This is a genomic window from Mesorhizobium sp. M0018 (genome assembly GCF_040323955.1).
In the GTDB taxonomy this organism is placed as follows: domain Bacteria; phylum Pseudomonadota; class Alphaproteobacteria; order Rhizobiales; family Rhizobiaceae; genus Mesorhizobium.
This window is the reverse complement of record NZ_JAMYVL010000003.1, coordinates 152375-169998: the sequence shown is the minus strand read 5'-3', so window position 1 is coordinate 169998 and position 17624 is coordinate 152375. Positions and strand designations below refer to the sequence as shown.

Here is a 17624-nt window from a genome sequence, read left to right as displayed (position 1 = left end):
TCGGCGGTCCCCTTGGATTCAAGCAATGCGGTGCATCTTCCTAACCGTTGGCAAGCCCCGAGGTTCCCAAAAGACCGACCCGCTTTTGTCTGGCGAGGCGCGTTGCAGGATCGACAAGCGGGCGCCGGCCGCGCCGCCCAAACTTATTTCGAGGCAAATCCTTTCTCCGACGCGACGCCACTCCAGATAACGACGGACGAGGGTATTCCGGAGGCATTTCCATGAACGACGAGGCCCGCACCGCTGCGCATACAACCGGCCTTGACCAGATCGATCTGATGGACCGCTACTGGCGCGCCGCGAACTACATCTCGGTTGGCCAGATCTATCTGCTCGACAATCCGCTCTTGCGCGAGCCCTTGCGGCCCGAGCACATCAAGCCGCGGCTGCTCGGCCATTGGGGCACGACGCCCGGCCTCAATTTCATCTATGTGCATCTGAACCGGATCATCCGTGAACGTGGTCTCGATGTCCTGTTCATCTGCGGTCCGGGTCACGGCGGCCCGGCAATGGTCGCGAACACCTGGCTCGAGGGCACCTACAGCGAAATCTATCCCGAGGTCGGCGGGGACGAAGACGGCCTGCGAAAGCTGTTCCGGCAGTTCTCGTTTCCCGGCGGAGTGCCGAGCCACGCCGCTCCGGAGACGCCCGGCTCGATCCACGAAGGCGGAGAACTCGGCTATGCGCTGGTCCATGCCTTCGGCGCCGCCTTCGACAATCCAAACCTTGTCGTTGCCTGCGTCGTCGGCGACGGCGAAGCCGAGACCGGCCCGCTCGCCGCGGCCTGGCATTCCAACAAGTTCCTGAACCCGGCATCCGATGGTGCCGTCCTGCCGATCCTGCATCTCAACGGCTACAAGATCGCCAACCCGACGATCCTCGGCCGCATGGAAGACGAGGCGTTGCGCAGCCTGTTCCTCGGCTATGGCTACGAAACCTTTTTTGTCGAAGGTCATGAACCTGCCGCGATGCATCGCGAGATGGCCCGCACGCTCGATACGGTGCTCGACCGGGTCCACTCCATCCAGGAGCCGGCACGAGCCGCGGGCTGGAAGGGAGACCGGCCGCTGTGGCCGATGATCGTGCTGCGCAGCCCAAAGGGCTGGACCGGGCCGAAAGAGGTCGACGGCAGACGAGTCGAGGATTTCTGGCGTTCGCACCAAGTGCCGGTGTCGAATGCACGCGGCGATGCGGCGCACCGCCAGATCCTGGAAGACTGGATGCGCAGTTACGAGCCGGAAAAACTGTTCGACAAAGGCGGCCATCTCCTGGCGGAGCTCGCGGCGCTAGCGCCAACAGGACCAAGACGAATGGGCGCAATCCCCTACGCCAATGGCGGCCTGCTGAAACAGGACCTGGTGCTGCCCGAGTGGAGAGGCCTGGCGCTCGACGTACAGCGTCCCGGCGGCGCTGTCGGAGAGGCGACGCGGACCGTGGGAAGCTATCTTCGCGACGTGATCCGCTTGAACGCCGATGCCAGGAATTTCCGGCTGATGGGACCGGACGAGACGTCCTCCAACCGCCTCGACGACGTGTTCGAGGTTACGGACCGGGTCTGGATGGAGCGGATCGAGCCCTACGACGTCCATCTTTCCCGTGACGGTCGCGTCATGGAAGTGCTCAGCGAGCATCTTTGCCAAGGCTGGCTGGAGGGCTATCTGCTGACCGGCCGCCATGGCCTGTTCTCGTGCTATGAGGCGTTCGTCCACATCGTCGATTCCATGGTCAACCAACATGCCAAATGGCTGAAGACCTCCGGCGAGCTTGCCTGGCGCAAGCCGATCGCCTCACTCAACTACCTGCTGACCTCGCATGTCTGGCGGCAGGATCATAACGGCTTCAGCCATCAGGACCCGGGCTTTGCCGATTTCGTCGCCAACAAGAAGGCCGACACGGTCAGGCTCTATTTCCCGCCCGACGCCAACACGCTGCTGTGGATCACCGACCATTGCCTGAAAACCTACAACCGCATCAACGTCATCGTCGCCGGCAAGCAGCCGGCGCCGCAATGGCTGTCGGCCGAGGACGCGGAAGCGCACTGCCAGGCCGGCGCCGGCATCTGGGAATGGGCCGGGACGGTTGCCAAGGGCGAAGAACCGGATGTGGTCCTGGCTTGCGCCGGCGACGTGCCGACACTGGAGGCGCTTGCCGCAGCCGACATCCTGCGCTCGGGCATTCCGGACCTGAAGATCCGCGTCGTCAATGTCGTCGACCTGATGATCTTGCAGTCGAATTCCGAGCATCCGCATGGCTTTGCCGACGACAGATTCGACGCACTGTTCACCAGGGCCAAGCCGGTCATCTTCGCCTATCACGGCTACCCCTATCTCATTCACCGTCTGACCTACCGGCGCGCCAATCACGACAACATGCATGTGCACGGCTTTCGCGAGGAAGGCACGACGACGACGCCGTTCGACATGGTCGTACTCAACCAGCTCGACCGCTATCATCTGGCGCTCGCTGCGATCGCGCGCGTGCCGGGGCTGGCCGAGCGGGCGAAGGAGCTTGCCGCGGCGCTGCATGGGAAATTGGCTGAGCATACGGCCTATGTCCGCGAACATGGCGAGGACATGCCCGAGATCCAGAAATGGTCCTGGCCGCAGGACGGCGCGACGAGGGCCGGCGATTGATGCGACGATCGATCCTTGCGTTGAATGCCGGCTCGTCCAGCATCAAGTTCGGACTTTACGACCTTGCAGCGTCCGCCGAGCCGGATCTTGCCTCGCGCGGTTCGCTGGATCTGGGCGATGCGCCAAGGCTGACCGCGAAAGCCGCCGATGGGGAGCTGCAGTGCGATCGGCCACTTACCGCGGACGCATCACGCGACATGGGCCTCGGCCAGATGCTGCAGTGGATCGAGAACGAACTTGGCGGAAGGAAGTTGATCGCCGCCGGCCATCGCATCGTCCATGGCGGACGCGAGTTCGTCGAACCTGTCCGCCTGACGCCGACAGTTATCGAGGCTCTCGACAGGCTGACCCCGCTTGCGCCATTGCACCAGCCACGCAGCCTCGCACCAATCGGGGCGCTTGCCGCGCTGCGGCCCGACCTGCCGCAGGTCGGATGCTTCGACACGGCCTTCCATCGGACCATCGAGCCTCTGGTCAGCCGTTTTGCGCTGCCGCGCCGCTACGAGGCGGACGGCATCCACCGCTACGGCTTTCACGGGCTTTCCTACGAATATGTTGCCGGCCGGCTCAAGCAGATATCGCCCGATCTGGCGGCGAAAAGAACCATCGTCGCCCATCTCGGCAACGGGGCGAGCCTGTGCGCCATGCGCGACGGGCGAAGCGTCGATACGACGATGGGCTTTTCGGCGCTTGATGGCCTGGTCATGGGCACACGCTGCGGCGCCATCGATCCGGGCGTGCTTTTGTACCTGCTGCTGGAAAGAGGCGTTTCCGGAGAGGCGCTGCAAGACATGCTCTACGAGGAATCCGGCCTGCTCGGCGTGTCCGGCATTTCCGGCGACATGCGCACGCTGGAGGCCAGCGACGACCGCCGGGCCCGCGAAGCGGTGGAGCTTTTCGCCTTCCGCGCCGCCAGGGAAGTTGCCGCCCTCGCCAACACGCTGGGCGGGCTGGAATGCCTGGTGTTCACCGGCGGCATCGGCGAGCACTCGGCCACGGCCCGTAAAGCGATTTGCGACAGGCTTGACTGGCTCGGCGTGGCGATCGACGAGGCCGCCAACAGCTCTCATGCCGCGCTGATGAGCCAGGCGGAGAGCAAAGTGGAAGTCCGCATCGTCGCGACCGACGAGGAAGGTGTGATCGCCCGCCACACGCGCAAGGTGATGGAGGGGCCCGGCTGAGGCGGATGGCCTCGGCTCAGCTCGAATGGCTCTGCTCGACCAGATGGTATTTGTACCGGTCGCGAATATGCGCGTTGAAGAACCGGCCCTTCGACGAGGCTTTGCGGAATGCCGCGTGGACCTGCGGCGGCACGTCCTCGTAATCATAGCGGTTTCCGCTCGGGACGAACCATACGGAGAGTACCCTCGTCGCCGGCTGGTAATCGATGCTTCTGATCGCAGTTGAAGGCATTCTCAACAGGTCCAATCCACGCCGTCGTGTGAATAACCCTGCACGGAGAGCGAGGTTCCTTCCTGCCGAAGTAGCCTTGCCGCTACGGGCCGGCTTCACCAAATACGGTTGATGCCACCGCTCAAGACATCGGCTGCAGCCCGCCAGGGCGATCTCTTTGCCGCCGCCGACGACCTGCCGGAAGGATTCCGCTACCAGCCCGAACTGATCACGCCGGACGAGGAGGCAGCGTTGGCGAGCCAGCTCGCAACCCTGCCTTTTCAGCCCTTCGACTTCTATGGCCATCTGGCAAACCGGCGGGTGGTCGGTTTTGGGCAGCGTTATGATTACGACCGGGGCGAAGTCGTCGAGGCACCGCCGATACCCGGCTTTCTGCTGCCGCTCAGGGAAAAGGTTGCAGCCTTTGCCCGCTTGCCCGCCGAAACCTTCGTGCAGGTGCTGATCAACGAGTACCGGCCGGGCGCCGGTATCGGCTGGCACCGCGACAAGCCTCATTTCGAGGCGGTCGCCGGCGTTTCGCTGCTGGCCGCCTGCAGCTTCCGCCTGCGCCGGAAAAACGGCACGCGATGGGACCGCAAGACGGTCACCGTCGATCCAAGATCGGCCTATCTGATGACGGGTGCTGCGCGCAACGAATGGGAGCACAGCATTCCGCCGGTTGCCGAGCACCGCTATTCGATCACGTTGCGCACGCTGCGGCCGCAACGCGCTTAAAGCAGAGCGGGAGCAAGCCCGAGCACTGCCCTTAAGAACTGGGCTGAAACAAATTCATCCGTCGCCATGCCGACCGGCAAACTCCGCCAGCATGGCGCGCTGGCCTTTCAGGATCTTGAGGTTGGCTTCAGGCAGGGAGAACCAGCCCGCTCTGTCGACTTCGGCAAATTCCTTCATCGAGCCGGACCTTGGCGGCCATTCCATGACGAAGGTGTTGCTGTTGATGGCGTCGCTGTCGAAATCCGCCTCGACGCACCATGCGATGACGAGCTTGCCGCCCGGCTGCCTGTAGCTGCCAAGGTGTTCGAAAACGCCATCGATGGCGACGCCTAGCTCCTCTTCGGCCTCGCGTTTTGCTGCCGCCAGGTCGTCCTCGTTCTCGTCGACCAAGCCCTTCGGGATCGACCATGCGCCGTCGTCCTTCTTCGCCCAGAATGGTCCGCCCGGATGCACCAGCAAGACCTGGAGATGTCCTTCCCTTCGGCGAAAGATGAGCAATCCTGCGCTGCGTTGGGCCATCCCGCTATTCCCCTGACGAAACTGAAACGAACGTCCGGGCCGGCATATGGAACAGCCTGCCATGGCGGAACGATTTCGGCTCGCAGCCGTTCCGTCCGTTCGACAAATGAGTGATCGACATGGCGACGCCGCGAGCTGCCTGGAAGGGCTTTATGAAAGTCGGATCGGTTTCCTGTGGCGTCAAGATCATCGGCGCCGTCAGCGAGGCCGAGAAAGTGCATTTCAGGATCCTGAACCGCAAGGACGGTCTCCCGGTCAAGAGCGCTTATATCGACGAGGAGACCGGCGACACGGTCGAGGCGGCGGAGCAGGTAAAAGGCTATGAGGTCGAAAAGGGCGAGTTCATCCATATAGAGCCGGACGAAATCAAGAAACTGAAGATGGTATCGCAGCATACGCTCGAGATCGGCGAGTTCGTGCCCGCCGCCGAAATCGACGCACGCTACCTCGAAAAACCCTATTATCTGGTTCCGGCCGACGCGCCCTCCACGGAGGCTTTCGCGGTGATCCGGGACGCCATGGCCAGGAAGAAAGTGGCAGCCCGCTCCTGCGTCGTGCTGTACCAGCGTGGCCGAGAGGTGCTGATCCAGCCGCTTGGCAAGGGCATGGTAATGACGGAACTACGCAACCACAATGAAGTGGTCGCGGCGGACGCGGTGTTCGAAGGGCTGAAGGCTCGCAAGGTCGATCCCGAGATGCTGGAAATCGCGCAACTGCTGATCGACAAGAAGCCGGCCAAATTCGACCCGTCGAAGTTCGAAGACACTTATGAACAGGCGCTGGTTGCGATGATCGACGCCAAGCGCAAGGGCAAGAAACCGCCCAAGCCGGCACCCGAGCCGAGGACGAACGTCGTCAATCTCGCCGATGTTCTGCGCAAGAGCCTGGCGCAGGAGGGCGGCAAGGCTCCGAACAAAAGTCCGAGGGCGGCGGCGAAACGCAAATCGGCCTGAATGTCCGAAAGCAGATCGAACGGAACCGAAAACACTCGCGCGCATTTAGATGACGTAGCAATCCGTCGGCAATCCAAGCGGAGCGGGGGACTGGTGGACGTCGTTGAACTAAGGACTGGCGGAATCCCGCAAGTTTCTTCCGCCGATCTGATGCAGGCGTTGCCTGTGGCTGTCTACACCACCGACAGACAGGGCTACATCACCTTCTTCAACGAAGCCGCTGCCGATCTCTGGGGATATCGTCCGGTTATCGGCCAGGATCGCTGGTGCGGGTCATGGAAACTTCGCCACCTCGACGGGCGACCGATGGCGCATGACGAGTGTCCAATGGCCGTTGCCTTGCTCGAGGAGCGGGACGTTCGTGGGGGCCGAGCCATCGCCGAGCGGCCGGACGGCCAACTCATCCCGTTCAGTGCGCATCCGGTCCTGCTTCGCAATGAAGCCGGCGAGGTTGTCGGCGCCATCAACACCCTGCTCGACCTGCGCGTGCAGACGCTGGCCGACGACGCCGGCATAAGGCTCGCCGCCATCGTCGAATCCTCGATGGACGCCATCGTGTCCAAAGACCTGAACGGCATTATCACCAGCTGGAACGACGCGGCACAACGCCTGTTCGGCTATACGCCCGCCGAGGCGATCGGGCGCCCGGTGACGATCCTCATCCCGCCCGACCACCTGGATGAGGAAGCCATGATCATCAGCCGCATTCGCGCCGGCGAACGGATTCCTTCATACGAGACTATCCGGCAGCGCAAGGACGGCACCCTGGTTCCGGTTTCGCTCACCATCTCGCCGATACGCGACGGCATCGGGCGTATCATCGGCGCCTCCAAGATCGCGCGCGACATCAGCCCGCACAAGGAGAGCGAACGGCGCATCCGCACACTCATGCGCGAAGTGAACCACCGCGTCAAAAACCAATATTCGGTGATCGTCTCGATGATCCGCGAGACCAGCAAGCTGGCGGGGACGCCAGAGGCTTTCCTTTCACAGGTCCGGGAACGCATCATGGCGCTATCGGAATCGCACGATCTGCTGGTCGATGCCGAATGGCGTGGGGCGACTATCGGCGAATTGATCCATGCCCAGACCAAGGCCTTCGCGACACAGGCCCGTCTGTCGATGAGCGGGCCGATGATCATGCTGCAGCCGAACGCGGTGCAATATCTCGGCATTGCCTTTCACGAGCTGGCCACGAATTCGGTAAAGCACGGAGCGCTGTCGCACCATGACGGACGGGTCGAGGTCGAATGGACCGTGACGCCAGCCGCCGACGGCAGCGATGGCTTCCGCTTTGTCTGGCGGGAACTGGACGGGCCATTGGTGGATGAAAACACGCGACGCGGGTTCGGAACGGTTGTGCTCAAACGCGTCACGCCGCAGGCGCTCAGTGGCACCGGCCGCCTGGAATTCGCCAGGCACGGCATCACCTGGACGCTGGAAGCGCCGCTGCGCTTCGTTCAGATGTCGATGGCTGGCATCGCGGCTGATTGAAGGCCGCTACACCGGCCGCGGCTTGGCGGCCGTGTGGCAGCACAATCCCCATGGAGGCAATCAGGAGGAGCAGCGATGAGTTGGCTGGGCATCTGGCAAAACCAGTACGGGTCGGTGGTCGAACTGACCAGCGAAGAGGGCGGACGGATCAGCGGAACCTTCAGGACGGCGCTGGAGGACAGCGCCTTTTTCGGCATGACCGTGCCGCTGTTCGGAGCCTGCCATGGAGATGTCATCGGCTTCACTTGCGCGGCCGAAGGGCGGGTCGGAGCCGCAGCGGTGAGCTATACCGGCATTCTCAGGGATGGGAAGCTGGAGATGCTGTGGCACACCGTTGCGGATGCCGCTTTGTCGGCGGAAAAGGAAGGTGCCCCGGCCCGAGCCAGGAAACTGCCCGCCTGGCGCGCCTTTGGAACCAGCCTCGACAGTTTTGAACGCGTGTCCTGACGCGTCGCGCCCGCCGCTCGCAAGTGAGGCAGCAGGGTGCCGCGGCGCGTAGGAACTCGCACCGACGATGGCGCGTTGGTGCGCCAGGACATGCTCTGTTCGTTACGGGGTCGACCCAATGAGCGTGCTTTATCGCGCAGCGAAAATCGCCGAACAGGCTCATGCCGGGCAGGCGGACAAGACAGGGCGGCCATATATCGAACATTGCCGCCGGCTCGTCGATGCCGTCGAAACGCTCGACCAGAAAGCTATCGCCTATCTTCACGACGTCATCGAAAAAGGCGACGGCTGGAACCGCGACCGGCTTGAGGCGGCCGGGTTCGGGCCGTCCATCGTGTCTGCCGTCGACGCCATGACGCGGCTGCCGAACGAGGACGATGCCGCGTTCGTTCGCAGGGCTGCGGCCAACCCGCTGGCGTTGCCTGTCAAGCGCGCCGATCTTGCCGACAATCTATGGCAGGCACGGCAGATCGGGGCCTCGACGGCGAAATACGAAGACGGCCTGCGCATCCTCAGAGAAGAGTTCGCGAGCTGACGGACCGCTGGCGGCTGTCGCCGATGTGGGTCTACTCGGTGACGTGCGGTGTGTGCCGCTTGTCTTCCGCGGGATCGGCCTCGATCCGCGCCCTGCCGGGATCGAACGCACCGTGGCGGGCGATCGCCAATGCCGGGGTGTCGGGCGTCTCGTAGGCCCACATGAAGTCTTCTGCCGACGAACCGACCGCATGAACCCGCCAATAGCTTGCCGTGCCCTTCAGCGGGCTGTGGCTCGTCGTGTTCGTCTTCTCCAGAAGGTCGAAATAGATGTCCTCGAAGGGTATGTAGAAAACAGGATCATGGCCGTCTTCATAGAGCACCTTTGCCCGCTCGCTCGACGCAATAATGGCATCGGAGAACCGGACGGTCACGGTTCCATCGAACGGGACAATCCTGAGCGGGCCTGGGCGGGGGGCGGAATCTGCGGCTAAGGACTGCATTCGACTTCTCCGTTGACTGCGCTGCCTTTCCGAAACGTGTTGTTGCCCGTCAGGGTTCCAGACCGCCGGCGCGCCGAGCCCGGATGGTGGAACGGTTCTGCAAGGTCGTCGTTGTTTCAGACCTCCGCACGCGCCATAATCGCAATGGCCGCCACTCACCGACTCAACAGCAAATGGATAACATGCTGGATCGATCGCCTACCCTTCCAAGGTCGCTTGGCGCTGCGCTGCGAAGGGAAGTGCCGCGGTTTACGGCACCCGGCAATGAAATTTCGTGCACCACGGTCGCATCCTACAACGTGCACAAATGCGTCGGCACCGATGGCAGGTTCGATCCGGAGCGGGTCGCGGCCGTGGTCAAGGAACTCGACGCCGACATCATTGCTTTGCAGGAGGCCGACGAAAGAACCGGAAGCAGGCAGGGATTGCTGGATCTCGCGGCGCTCGAGCGGGACAGCGACCTCGTCCCCACCCATGTCCCGGAAAACCGCCGCAGCCATGGCTGGCACGGAAATCTGATCCTGGCGCGGCGCGGCGTGGTCGAAAGCGTGAACCAGATCCGGCTGCCCGGCCTCGAGCCGCGCGGCGCGGTCATCGCGGACCTGGAGCTGAAGGGCGTCTCGCTCAGGATCATAGCCGCGCATTTCGGCTTGCTGCGGCGCTCGCGCTCGCAGCAGGTCAACGCACTTGTCGAAGCCACGCACCCGGTTCTGCGGCCAACAATCCTGCTCGGCGACCTCAACGAATGGCGCGTCCGCAACAGGTCTTCGCTGCTGGCCCTGCTGCCGCATTTCGGTCCGATCGATGCGGTTCTGCCGAGCTTTCCGTCGCGCTTTCCGCTGTTTGCGCTCGACCGCATCCTGGCCAGGCCGCCGCACCTGATTTCCAGCATCGAGGTGCACAAGACGCCGCTGGCGCAGCGGGCTTCCGATCATCTGCCGATCAAGGCCCGGCTGAACCTGGACGCGATACGGCAGCCGCGGCTGCAACCAGAATGAACCTGAAGGGTTGTTAGTCAGATTTCAGACGGTTTGCTTCGCTGATGTTTATCGGTGCACTTCATGGATACAGCCATCTCGCGGTTTGCCCGGGACAAGATCGCTGCCGGCAATAGCGGGCTGCTGCTGATCGCCGACAATTATGACGCGTTTGCCGCGCGAATCCTTGCTGCGCGCAGTGCCACAAGCAGCCTCGACCTGATGTACTATCTCTGGCACGACGACCATAGCGGCCGGCTGCTGATGCAGGAGGTCGTCAAGGCGGCGGAGCGCGGTGTCCGCGTCCGCATGCTGCTGGACGATATCAATCCGCGCAACAGCGACGCTGCTTACCTGGCGCTCAACAGCTACAAGAACATCGAGCTGAGGCTGTTCAACCCCAGCGGCATGAGGAACGGCAGCATCTTTCGCTCGCTGGAGATGGTCGCCCGGCTGTTTGCGATGACCCGCCGCATGCACAACAAGGCCTGGATCGCCGATGAGGGCTTGGCCATCGTCGGCGGAAGAAATATCGGCGATGCCTATTTCGACGCTGCGGAGACGAATTTTCGCGATCTCGACCTGTTGCTTCTCGGTCCTGCCGTAGGGCAGACGATGCAGATATTCGAGGCGTTCTGGAATTGCGAGGCGGCAAAGCCGATCCAGCTGCTCAACCCGGCTGCGGTGGGCTCGCGCGCCGATTTCCTCGACAATCTCGATGCGACCGCAGACGGCCAGCTTTTGAACAGCCTCAGTGCCTGGCGCACGATCACGGAGTTCATTGCAGCGCAGAGCGACGTCTGCTGGACGAAAGGCGTTCGCGTCATTTCCGATCCGCCGGAAAAGGTGCGCGGCAAGCGGCGCAGGAACTGGCTGACCAAAGAGCTGCTTCCCGCTATCGCGGCGACCAGGCAGCGCCTCGAAATTATCTCGCCCTATTTCATCCCCAGCCGCACCGGGTTGGCCATCCTGTCGAAGCTGGTGGATCGTGGCGTCAAGGTTGCAATCCTGACCAACTCGCTCGCCGCGACGGACGTCGCCGCCGTGCACGGCGCCTATGCCAAATGCCGCCGCAAGCTGCTTAAAAAAGGTATCCAGCTTTTCGAATTGCAGCCCTTCGACCGCCAGGCCAACATTTCCGTTTTCGGTTCAAAGGGAGCCAGCCTCCACACCAAGGCCTTCACGGTCGACGATACGCTCGGGTTTGTCGGCTCCTTCAATTTCGATCCGCGTTCGGTGTCGTTGAATGCGGAAATGGGCGTGCTTTTCCATGATACCAATCTGGTGATGGAGTTGCGCCGGCTGTTCGAGCACGAAAAGTCACCGCAGACGAGCTATCAGCTGGTCCTGGACAAAGGCGCCTTGCGGTGGCTCGGCATGGCGGATGGCGAGATGCGGCAATATTCGCGTGAACCGGAGGCCAGTCTCTATCGGCGCATCGTTGCAGCGCTGGTCGGGTGCCTGCCGATCGAATCGCAATTGTAGAAGCGACGGATTTGTCGGAACGGAACTCTTTGTCGGAACGGAACTCGGGGATCACGAGTTGTAACCCGTGTCCGGAGCATGCCGATGAAGACCACGATATACAGTTTTCTTGCTGAGCTCTTGCCGTTCTGGATGGCGCATAAACGCAAAATGCGCGCCGACCGCGCCGCCGAGTGGCCGGCACGACCGGCTGCTGCGGATGACGCTGTTCGGCCGTCAGGCGATCCTAATCGAGCAGCACCGGCGCGGCGGCGCAATACGTCCTAAGGGCAGAATGATCCCGCTCCGACTGTCTGGCTAGCCGCATTTCCGCGACGCCGATAATCCATTTGGCTGCAGAAGCTCTATCCCCTACTGCGATCACGCTATCGTCAAGTATCGCTATTCGAAATCCGGCGTTGCCAAGCATCCATTTTGCAGCACGTACGTTAATGTGCACTACAGGTTGCCGCTATAGGTGAGCGCCATGAGTGATAGTGCGATAGAATTCTTGCAGGACTGGATCCACGAAAACGTTCATGTGCCGCCGCCTCCGATCAAGCTTGAAAGGGAGGCGGAAATCCTCGCCAGGGAATGCAAGGAAGAGGCTGCCGATGCCGGCGTACCCATCGAAGACATCGAGGAAGAGGTCGGCGACCTCAAGGACCTGCTCGTCGCCAAGCTTGAAGACGCAGCCGAGGACGAGGCCCGGCAACTCAACGGCCACGGCCAAAAGATTTCTACGCTGGCGGCCGGGCAAAAGCGGGCCGTATGAGGCCGGTCCGAGCGCAGGCAAGGCATCACGAGGTGCGCCGCTTCGGCCTATTGTCCGATCATGTCGTCGACCTCGCCATGGCACGTCTCGCAGGCGACGCCTTTAGCGATATGGATCGAATGATTGAAATAGACGAAGTCGGGGACACTGTTCACCCGCTGCCACTGCAATGGCTGCCCGGAAGCAAGGCTTGCCCGTATCGGCGCCAGCATGTCCGCGTTGGTGAACAGCTGCGAATGGCAGGTCATGCACACCTCGGTCGCCGGCAGACCCGCCGATGACGCAGTCTCGACGCCGCTATGGCAATAACGGCAGTCGAGGCCGAGCTCGCCGACATGGTGCCTGTGGCTGAACGGCACTGGTTGCGCCAACGGCCGGCCAACGCCGGTGAGGAAGTCCGAACGCAGGACGGCGGTACCGCCGAGAGCCGCAAAGATCGCCATGAAACACGCGCCCCACAGAGCGAAGCGTGAAATGCCGTTGGCGCTCCTTGAAAAGACCTGCGGCATTCCCTCGCCGATTTCGCATCCAGCAAACCGTATTCACCCCCCAAAACCCCTAACTGCGGCTGCGTGGGTAAGTTCCGGCTGGGGCAGCGGAGATCACAGAATGGTTACCCCGCCCTGGCCCATCTGGTCGGGCTGATCGGAAACCATCGAACCCTCCATACGTTCGGATGAGGTCACGTTCTGTTTCACCCGGATAAGCATCATGATCATGACCATCCCCCACCCCATCCCATTCGCCGGTCCGGCGTTGCCTTCTGGTGGACGATGTTCGTCGGCGCGCTGCTGACGATCCTCGGCCTGCTGATCGGAGGGGGTGGTGCCTGGCTGATCGCGCTGGGCGGATCCTGGTACTATCTGCCCGCCGGGATCGCCCTGCTGGCCGCCGGCAGCCTGCTGCTTGCCGGCAATGCCGCCGGTGTATGGCTTACGTCCTGACCTGGCTGGCGACCCTTGCACCCGGCAGCCACCATTTTATGGAGACCAGGATCGGCGACGCCATCATTGCCTACGCACTGCCAAAAAGCTGACGCCCGACGATGACGGCTTCGCGGGACGCTTCCATCCTGATCGTCGGCGCCGGCCCGACCGGGCTGACGGCGGCAGTCGAACTGGCAAGGCGCGGCATTGCACCTCGCGTCATCGACCGCAAGGAAGGCCCTACGCCGCTCGCCAAGGCGGTCGGCATCAGTTCGCATAGCCTGGACGTCCTTGAACCGTCCAAAGTCGCTGCCCGGTTGCTCGCCGAGGGATTGAAAATTCGTCGAGCCCGTTTCTACTTCGAAGGACGAGCACTCGGCGAGATCGATTTCTCGATCCTGCCGCACCGCCATAATTTTCTGCTGTCATTGCCGCAGCGCGACACCGAATCGCTGATGACCGACACGCTCAAGGGATTCGGCGTCGACGTCGAATGGCGAAGCACATTTGTCAGGATGGCCGAGCACAAAGGCCGGGCCGAGGTGCGGATCGAGGCGCCAGACGGCCGTGACGAGGCAAGTTTCGACCTTGTCTTCGGAGCCGACGGTGCGCAAAGCACGGTGCGTGATGCCATCGGCATCGGCTTCGATGGCTACACGCATCGGCGGCGATGGAGCATTGCCGACGCCGACATCGACGATTGGCCCTATGAGCCGATGGCCGCCCACGCATTTCTTCACAGGAACGGCGACGTCGGTTTTATCATCCCGATCGGCGAGAAGCGCTATCGCGCGGTTTCAAACAGCGAGGATGCGTTGGCGCGCATCCCCGGCAATTACCGGATCACGCGGTTGTTGCGGGCCGACCGCTTCCATATTCCGGTACGACAGGCGCCGCGCTATCAAACCGCATGCGTCTTCCTGGGAGGCGATGCCGCGCATGTGCATTCGCCGCTGGGGGCGCGCGGCATGAATCTCGGCATCGAGGACGCCGCGTCATTCGCCAGGCGTTTCGTCGACGGCACGCTTGCCGGCTACACAAGCGAACGCCACCCGGTGGGGCAACGGTGGATCACGCTCAGCGAGCGCATCCTGTCGGTGGCCCAATCGGACAACGGCATCATGCAAGGCGTCAGAAACGCGGCCTTCAGCGTCGTCGGCCATCTGCCGCTGCTGCAACGGCCGCTGCTGGAGCGTGTCGCCGGGCTCAAGGAATGACGTGGTCGCATAAACCTTTTCGCCGGACATGCGTTGTTGGGTTTCAAGCCAGGGAGATGACCATGCAGATGAAATCGGAAGTCGCCGGCGAGGCCGCCAAGCAACGGCACATCCAGCGCCGGATCGACGAGAAGGACAAGTCCAAATCCAATGGCAGGCAAAAAGGCGCCATGCAGGCCGGTGCCCGCAAATATCCCGAGCCGCCCTTCCCCGAGCAGCACCAGCCGAAGCCGGGGCATGAATGGGCGATCGAGCCGGCGCCGCTTTACGATGCGCCGTACTATATCGGATCGAAAAAGCTCGACGGCAAAGTGGCCGTCATTACCGGCGGCGATTCAGGCATCGGCCGTGCGGTGGCCGTGCTCTATGCGCGTGAAGGCGCCGATGTGGCGATCGTCTATCTCTCGGAGGATAGGGACGCCAAAGATACCAAAAGGGCCGTCGAAGCGGAAGGCCGGCGCTGCATCCTGATCAAGGCGGACGTCAGCGCACGCAACCACTGCCACAACGCGGTGGCTGAGATCGTGCAGGAGTTTGGGCGGATCGACGTGCTGGTCAACAACGCCGCTTTCCAGATCCACTCCAGCGATTTCAGCGAGCTGACCGAGGAGCATTTCGACACGACGCTGAAGACCAACCTCTACGGCTATTTCCACATGGCGCAGGAGGCCGTGCCGCACATGAAACCCGGTTCGGCGATCATCAATACCGGTTCAGTGACCGGCATCGAGGGCTCGAAGCAACTGGTCGATTACTCCATGACCAAGGGCGGCATTCATGCCTTCACCCGCGCGCTCTCGGGCAACCTTGTCGAGAAGGGCATAAGGGTCAACGCCGTGGCGCCAGGCCCGGTTTGGACGCCGCTCAACCCCTCGGACAAGGAAGCCGGCGATGTTTCGAAATTTGGCGCTGACACGCCGATGAAACGGCCGGCCCAGCCGGAGGAGATCGCGCCGGCCTACGTGTTCCTCGCCTCGCCGCACTGCTCGAGCTACATCACCGGCGAGATATTGCCGATCGTGGGCGGCTATTGACGGCATGTATTTCATTGCCCTGGCCACTGACTATGACGGCACGCTGGCGCATGAAGGGATCGTTGCCGAGAAGACGCTTGCGGCGCTTGAACGGTTCAAGAAGAGCGGCCGCAAACTCATTCTCGTCACCGGGCGCGAGCTGCCCGACCTCAAGCGCGTCTTTCCCGAAGTCGCGATTTTCGACAAGGTGGTCGCCGAAAACGGCGCGCTGATCTACACGCCGGCCAGCGAGGAGGGGCGGACGATATCTCCGCCGCCCGCCCCCGAGTTCATCGCCAAACTCAGGAAACGCGGTGTCAAACCGCTTTCGGTCGGACGCTCGATCATCGCAACCTGGGAACCGCATCAGGCTACCGCGCTCGAGGTCATCAAGAAATTGGGGCTGGAGCTGGAAATCATCTTCAACAAGGGCGCGGTGATGATCCTGCCCAGCGGCATCAACAAGGCGACCGGGCTGACAGCTGCGCTTCAGGACCTCAGATTGTCGCCGCACAACGTCGTCGGTGTCGGCGACGCCGAAAACGACCACGCCTTCCTGCGCGCCTGCGGCTTCAGCGTCGCCGTCGACAACGCACTGCCGGCAGTCAAGGATACGGCGGATCTCGTGACACGCGGCGCGCGCGGAAAAGGCGTCGAGGAACTGATCGCCAAGGTGGTCGAGCGCGATCGCGAGCTTGTGCCGAACCGCGACGGCATTCTGCTTGGCTCGGAGGATGGCAAGGAGGTGTATCTGTCGCCAACCGATACGGTGCTGATCGCCGGCAGCTCCGGCATCGGCAAATCGACCCTGGCGACCGCACTGACGGAGCGCTTCGTCGAGAGAAAGTTCCAGTTCTGCATCTTCGATCCGGAAGGCGACTATGACGGCCTCGAAGGCGCCGTCCGGCTGGGCGACGGCTCGAACGCGCCGACGAAGACGCAACTGCTCGATCTCCTGGAGAAGCCGGACAACAATCTGGTCGTCAATGGCCTGGCGCTGCGCGTTAACGAGCGGCCGGACTTCTTTGCCGACCTGCTGCCGGGCCTTGGCGGTGTTCGCTTCCGCACGGCACGACCACACTGGCTGATCATCGACGAGGCGCATCACCTCTTGCCGAAGCGGCGCGACGACACGCCAATGGTGCTGGCCATGGAATTGCCGGGCACGATCCTGATCACGGTTCATCCGGACGCGATCTCAACCGAGGCATTGCGGCTGGTCACCGCCGTCATCGCACTCGGCCCCAAGGCGAAAAAGGTCATCAAGACGTTCTGTCACGAGACCGGCACCGAACCGCCAAAGGACAAGAACCTGAACTCTCCAAAAGACGAGCGCGTGCTGTTCTGGCGGCCGCAGGCGCGCAAGAAACCTGCCATGGTCGAGCCGATCGAACCGCGACAGTCGCTCAAGCGCCACAGCCGCAAATATGCCGAGGGCCAGCTGGACGAGAAGGGCAGCTTCTATTTCCGCGGCCCCGACAATGCGATGAACCTCCGCGCCCATAATCTGATGATTTTCGCCCAGATCGCCGAGGGCATCGACGACAGGACCTGGGAACATCATTTGCGCGCCGGCGACTATTCCGAATGGTTTCGCCACCAGATCAGGGACAAGGAACTGGCGCGCGAAACCGCCGAAGCGGAGAAAGACGGCACACTTTCGGCGCAGGAGAGCCGCAGCCACGTCCTGGACGCGGTGCGCCGCCGCTATACCGCGCCCGCGACCGCGCCGAAGGAATAGATGCAAACGGCGCCCAGCCGGTCCCAAGCCGGCTGGGTTCACCTCGTGGTCGATCTCCGTCCCACCTCGGCAGATGGCCGAGTCCCAGTCGGTTCCAACCGTCGATGGTCCATCGTGGAACCTCATCCGCCAAACGAGATTGTGTTCTATCGGGCGCCAGATCTATTCAATGCTGAATAATTGCCCGAAAGGAGACGATGGATGAGCAACGACCGGGACAAGGATGGTCCTGTCTTTTCAGCGGAACAGGCGCGGCAGGGCGAGATCATCCTGCGGACGCGGGCGCGCCGGATCATTTTCATCGCCGGCCTAGTGGGTCTCGTCTTGCTGGCATTGCTGGTGTGGTGGATTTGAATTCCTG

The 17624-nt window shown here is 62.5% G+C and carries 18 protein-coding genes and 1 pseudogene; 15 read left to right on the top strand and 4 right to left on the bottom strand.

Annotated features, from left to right (window positions below):
- Window positions 1-221 precede the first annotated feature (221 nt).
- Window positions 222-2633 (top strand): phosphoketolase family protein, encoded by a 2412-nt coding sequence (locus NKJ81_RS05335; RefSeq protein ID WP_352539871.1) that lies wholly within the window; start codon window positions 222-224, stop codon window positions 2631-2633.
- Complete coding sequence (locus NKJ81_RS05330) at window positions 2633-3814, top strand: acetate/propionate family kinase (RefSeq protein ID WP_352539870.1); 1182 nt, start codon at window positions 2633-2635, stop codon at window positions 3812-3814. Before NKJ81_RS05335 ends, NKJ81_RS05330 begins: the two co-directional genes overlap by 1 nt.
- Before the next feature lie 16 nt (window positions 3815-3830).
- Here the strand turns inward: NKJ81_RS05330 and NKJ81_RS05325 are convergent, their stop codons facing one another.
- Window positions 3831-4046 (bottom strand): KTSC domain-containing protein, encoded by a 216-nt coding sequence (locus NKJ81_RS05325; RefSeq protein WP_352473055.1) that lies wholly within the window; start codon window positions 4044-4046, stop codon window positions 3831-3833.
- A gap of 111 nt (window positions 4047-4157) precedes the next feature.
- Here NKJ81_RS05325 and NKJ81_RS05320 point away from each other — a divergent pair, with 111 nt between their 5' ends.
- Complete coding sequence (locus NKJ81_RS05320) at window positions 4158-4760, top strand: alpha-ketoglutarate-dependent dioxygenase AlkB (RefSeq protein ID WP_352473056.1); 603 nt, start codon at window positions 4158-4160, stop codon at window positions 4758-4760.
- Between the two features lie 54 nt (window positions 4761-4814).
- Here the strand turns inward: NKJ81_RS05320 and NKJ81_RS05315 are convergent, their stop codons facing one another.
- A complete protein-coding gene (locus tag NKJ81_RS05315; protein ID WP_352501155.1) occupies window positions 4815-5279 on the bottom strand; it encodes an NUDIX hydrolase in 465 nt (154 codons plus the stop codon).
- A 119-nt stretch (window positions 5280-5398) separates the two neighbouring features.
- Here NKJ81_RS05315 and ku point away from each other — a divergent pair, with 119 nt between their 5' ends.
- The 4 genes from ku (at window position 5399) to NKJ81_RS05295 (ending at window position 8708) form a co-directional block, all read left to right on the top strand.
- Entirely contained in the window at window positions 5399-6232 is an 834-nt protein-coding gene (gene ku, locus NKJ81_RS05310) for a non-homologous end joining protein Ku (protein ID WP_352539869.1), read from the top strand.
- 150 nt (window positions 6233-6382) lie between these two features.
- The gene (locus tag NKJ81_RS05305; protein WP_352540029.1) at window positions 6383-7726 is read left to right on the top strand and encodes a PAS domain-containing HWE histidine kinase family protein; all 1344 of its coding nucleotides are present in this window, start codon (window positions 6383-6385) and stop codon (window positions 7724-7726) included.
- Between the two features lie 75 nt (window positions 7727-7801).
- Entirely contained in the window at window positions 7802-8173 is a 372-nt protein-coding gene (locus tag NKJ81_RS05300; RefSeq protein ID WP_352539868.1) for an avidin/streptavidin family protein, read from the top strand.
- A gap of 118 nt (window positions 8174-8291) precedes the next feature.
- Window positions 8292-8708: an HD domain-containing protein gene (locus NKJ81_RS05295; protein WP_352539867.1), complete on the top strand. Its 417-nt coding sequence runs from the start codon at window positions 8292-8294 to the stop codon at window positions 8706-8708.
- A 31-nt stretch (window positions 8709-8739) separates the two neighbouring features.
- Here NKJ81_RS05295 and NKJ81_RS05290 read toward each other — a convergent pair whose 3' ends face one another.
- Complete coding sequence (locus tag NKJ81_RS05290; protein ID WP_352814075.1) at window positions 8740-9150, bottom strand: DUF427 domain-containing protein; 411 nt, start codon at window positions 9148-9150, stop codon at window positions 8740-8742.
- A gap of 182 nt (window positions 9151-9332) precedes the next feature.
- Between NKJ81_RS05290 and NKJ81_RS05285 the strand changes: the two genes are divergently transcribed.
- The 3 genes from NKJ81_RS05285 (at window position 9333) to NKJ81_RS05275 (ending at window position 12366) form a co-directional block, all read left to right on the top strand.
- Window positions 9333-10148 (top strand): endonuclease/exonuclease/phosphatase family protein, encoded by an 816-nt coding sequence (locus NKJ81_RS05285; protein ID WP_502904272.1) that lies wholly within the window; start codon window positions 9333-9335, stop codon window positions 10146-10148.
- A gap of 63 nt (window positions 10149-10211) precedes the next feature.
- Window positions 10212-11612, top strand: a complete 1401-nt coding sequence (locus NKJ81_RS05280; protein ID WP_352539864.1) for a phospholipase D family protein — start codon at window positions 10212-10214, stop codon at window positions 11610-11612.
- 466 nt (window positions 11613-12078) lie between these two features.
- A complete protein-coding gene (locus tag NKJ81_RS05275; protein WP_352449563.1) occupies window positions 12079-12366 on the top strand; it encodes a hypothetical protein in 288 nt (95 codons plus the stop codon).
- A gap of 59 nt (window positions 12367-12425) precedes the next feature.
- Here NKJ81_RS05275 and NKJ81_RS05270 read toward each other — a convergent pair.
- Window positions 12426-12875 (bottom strand): annotated as a pseudogene (locus tag NKJ81_RS05270) (cytochrome c3 family protein); the annotation flags it as partial.
- A 264-nt stretch (window positions 12876-13139) separates the two neighbouring features.
- Here NKJ81_RS05270 and NKJ81_RS05265 point away from each other — a divergent pair.
- The 5 genes from NKJ81_RS05265 to NKJ81_RS05245 all read left to right on the top strand — a co-directional run bounded on the left by NKJ81_RS05265 (window position 13140) and on the right by NKJ81_RS05245 (window position 17617).
- Entirely contained in the window at window positions 13140-13310 is a 171-nt protein-coding gene (locus NKJ81_RS05265; protein ID WP_352539862.1) for a hypothetical protein, read from the top strand.
- Between the two features lie 101 nt (window positions 13311-13411).
- Window positions 13412-14509, top strand: coding sequence for an FAD-dependent oxidoreductase (locus NKJ81_RS05260; RefSeq protein WP_352539861.1), 1098 nt, complete (start codon window positions 13412-13414; stop codon window positions 14507-14509).
- A gap of 62 nt (window positions 14510-14571) precedes the next feature.
- On the top strand, window positions 14572-15543 hold the full coding sequence (locus NKJ81_RS05255) for an SDR family oxidoreductase (RefSeq protein ID WP_352539860.1): 972 nt from the start codon (window positions 14572-14574) through the stop codon (window positions 15541-15543).
- Between the two features lie 4 nt (window positions 15544-15547).
- Complete coding sequence (locus NKJ81_RS05250; protein ID WP_352539859.1) at window positions 15548-17263, top strand: HAD family hydrolase; 1716 nt, start codon at window positions 15548-15550, stop codon at window positions 17261-17263.
- A 201-nt stretch (window positions 17264-17464) separates the two neighbouring features.
- Window positions 17465-17617 (top strand): peptide ABC transporter permease, encoded by a 153-nt coding sequence (locus NKJ81_RS05245; RefSeq protein WP_352457805.1) that lies wholly within the window; start codon window positions 17465-17467, stop codon window positions 17615-17617.
- The last annotated feature ends 7 nt before the right edge of the window (window positions 17618-17624 follow it).

Excerpts from the sequence above, each read along its gene's own strand:
- NKJ81_RS05335 (WP_352539871.1), top strand. The coding sequence starts at position 222 with ATGAACGACGAGGCCCGCACCGCTGCGCATACAACCGGCCTTGACCAG.
- NKJ81_RS05330 (WP_352539870.1), top strand. The coding sequence starts at position 2,633 with ATGCGACGATCGATCCTTGCGTTGAATGCCGGCTCGTCCAGCATCAAG.
- NKJ81_RS05325 (WP_352473055.1), bottom strand. The coding sequence starts at position 4,046 with ATGCCTTCAACTGCGATCAGAAGCATCGATTACCAGCCGGCGACGAGG.
- NKJ81_RS05320 (WP_352473056.1), top strand. The coding sequence starts at position 4,158 with ATGCCACCGCTCAAGACATCGGCTGCAGCCCGCCAGGGCGATCTCTTT.
- NKJ81_RS05315 (WP_352501155.1), bottom strand. The coding sequence starts at position 5,279 with ATGGCCCAACGCAGCGCAGGATTGCTCATCTTTCGCCGAAGGGAAGGA.
- ku (WP_352539869.1), top strand. The coding sequence starts at position 5,399 with ATGGCGACGCCGCGAGCTGCCTGGAAGGGCTTTATGAAAGTCGGATCG.
- NKJ81_RS05305 (WP_352540029.1), top strand. The coding sequence starts at position 6,383 with ATGCAGGCGTTGCCTGTGGCTGTCTACACCACCGACAGACAGGGCTAC.
- NKJ81_RS05300 (WP_352539868.1), top strand. The coding sequence starts at position 7,802 with ATGAGTTGGCTGGGCATCTGGCAAAACCAGTACGGGTCGGTGGTCGAA.
- NKJ81_RS05295 (WP_352539867.1), top strand. The coding sequence starts at position 8,292 with ATGAGCGTGCTTTATCGCGCAGCGAAAATCGCCGAACAGGCTCATGCC.
- NKJ81_RS05290 (WP_352814075.1), bottom strand. The coding sequence starts at position 9,150 with ATGCAGTCCTTAGCCGCAGATTCCGCCCCCCGCCCAGGCCCGCTCAGG.
- NKJ81_RS05285 (WP_502904272.1), top strand. The coding sequence starts at position 9,333 with ATGCTGGATCGATCGCCTACCCTTCCAAGGTCGCTTGGCGCTGCGCTG.
- NKJ81_RS05280 (WP_352539864.1), top strand. The coding sequence starts at position 10,212 with ATGGATACAGCCATCTCGCGGTTTGCCCGGGACAAGATCGCTGCCGGC.
- NKJ81_RS05275 (WP_352449563.1), top strand. The coding sequence starts at position 12,079 with ATGAGTGATAGTGCGATAGAATTCTTGCAGGACTGGATCCACGAAAAC.
- NKJ81_RS05265 (WP_352539862.1), top strand. The coding sequence starts at position 13,140 with ATGTTCGTCGGCGCGCTGCTGACGATCCTCGGCCTGCTGATCGGAGGG.
- NKJ81_RS05260 (WP_352539861.1), top strand. The coding sequence starts at position 13,412 with ATGACGGCTTCGCGGGACGCTTCCATCCTGATCGTCGGCGCCGGCCCG.
- NKJ81_RS05255 (WP_352539860.1), top strand. The coding sequence starts at position 14,572 with ATGCAGATGAAATCGGAAGTCGCCGGCGAGGCCGCCAAGCAACGGCAC.
- NKJ81_RS05250 (WP_352539859.1), top strand. The coding sequence starts at position 15,548 with ATGTATTTCATTGCCCTGGCCACTGACTATGACGGCACGCTGGCGCAT.
- NKJ81_RS05245 (WP_352457805.1), top strand. The coding sequence starts at position 17,465 with ATGAGCAACGACCGGGACAAGGATGGTCCTGTCTTTTCAGCGGAACAG.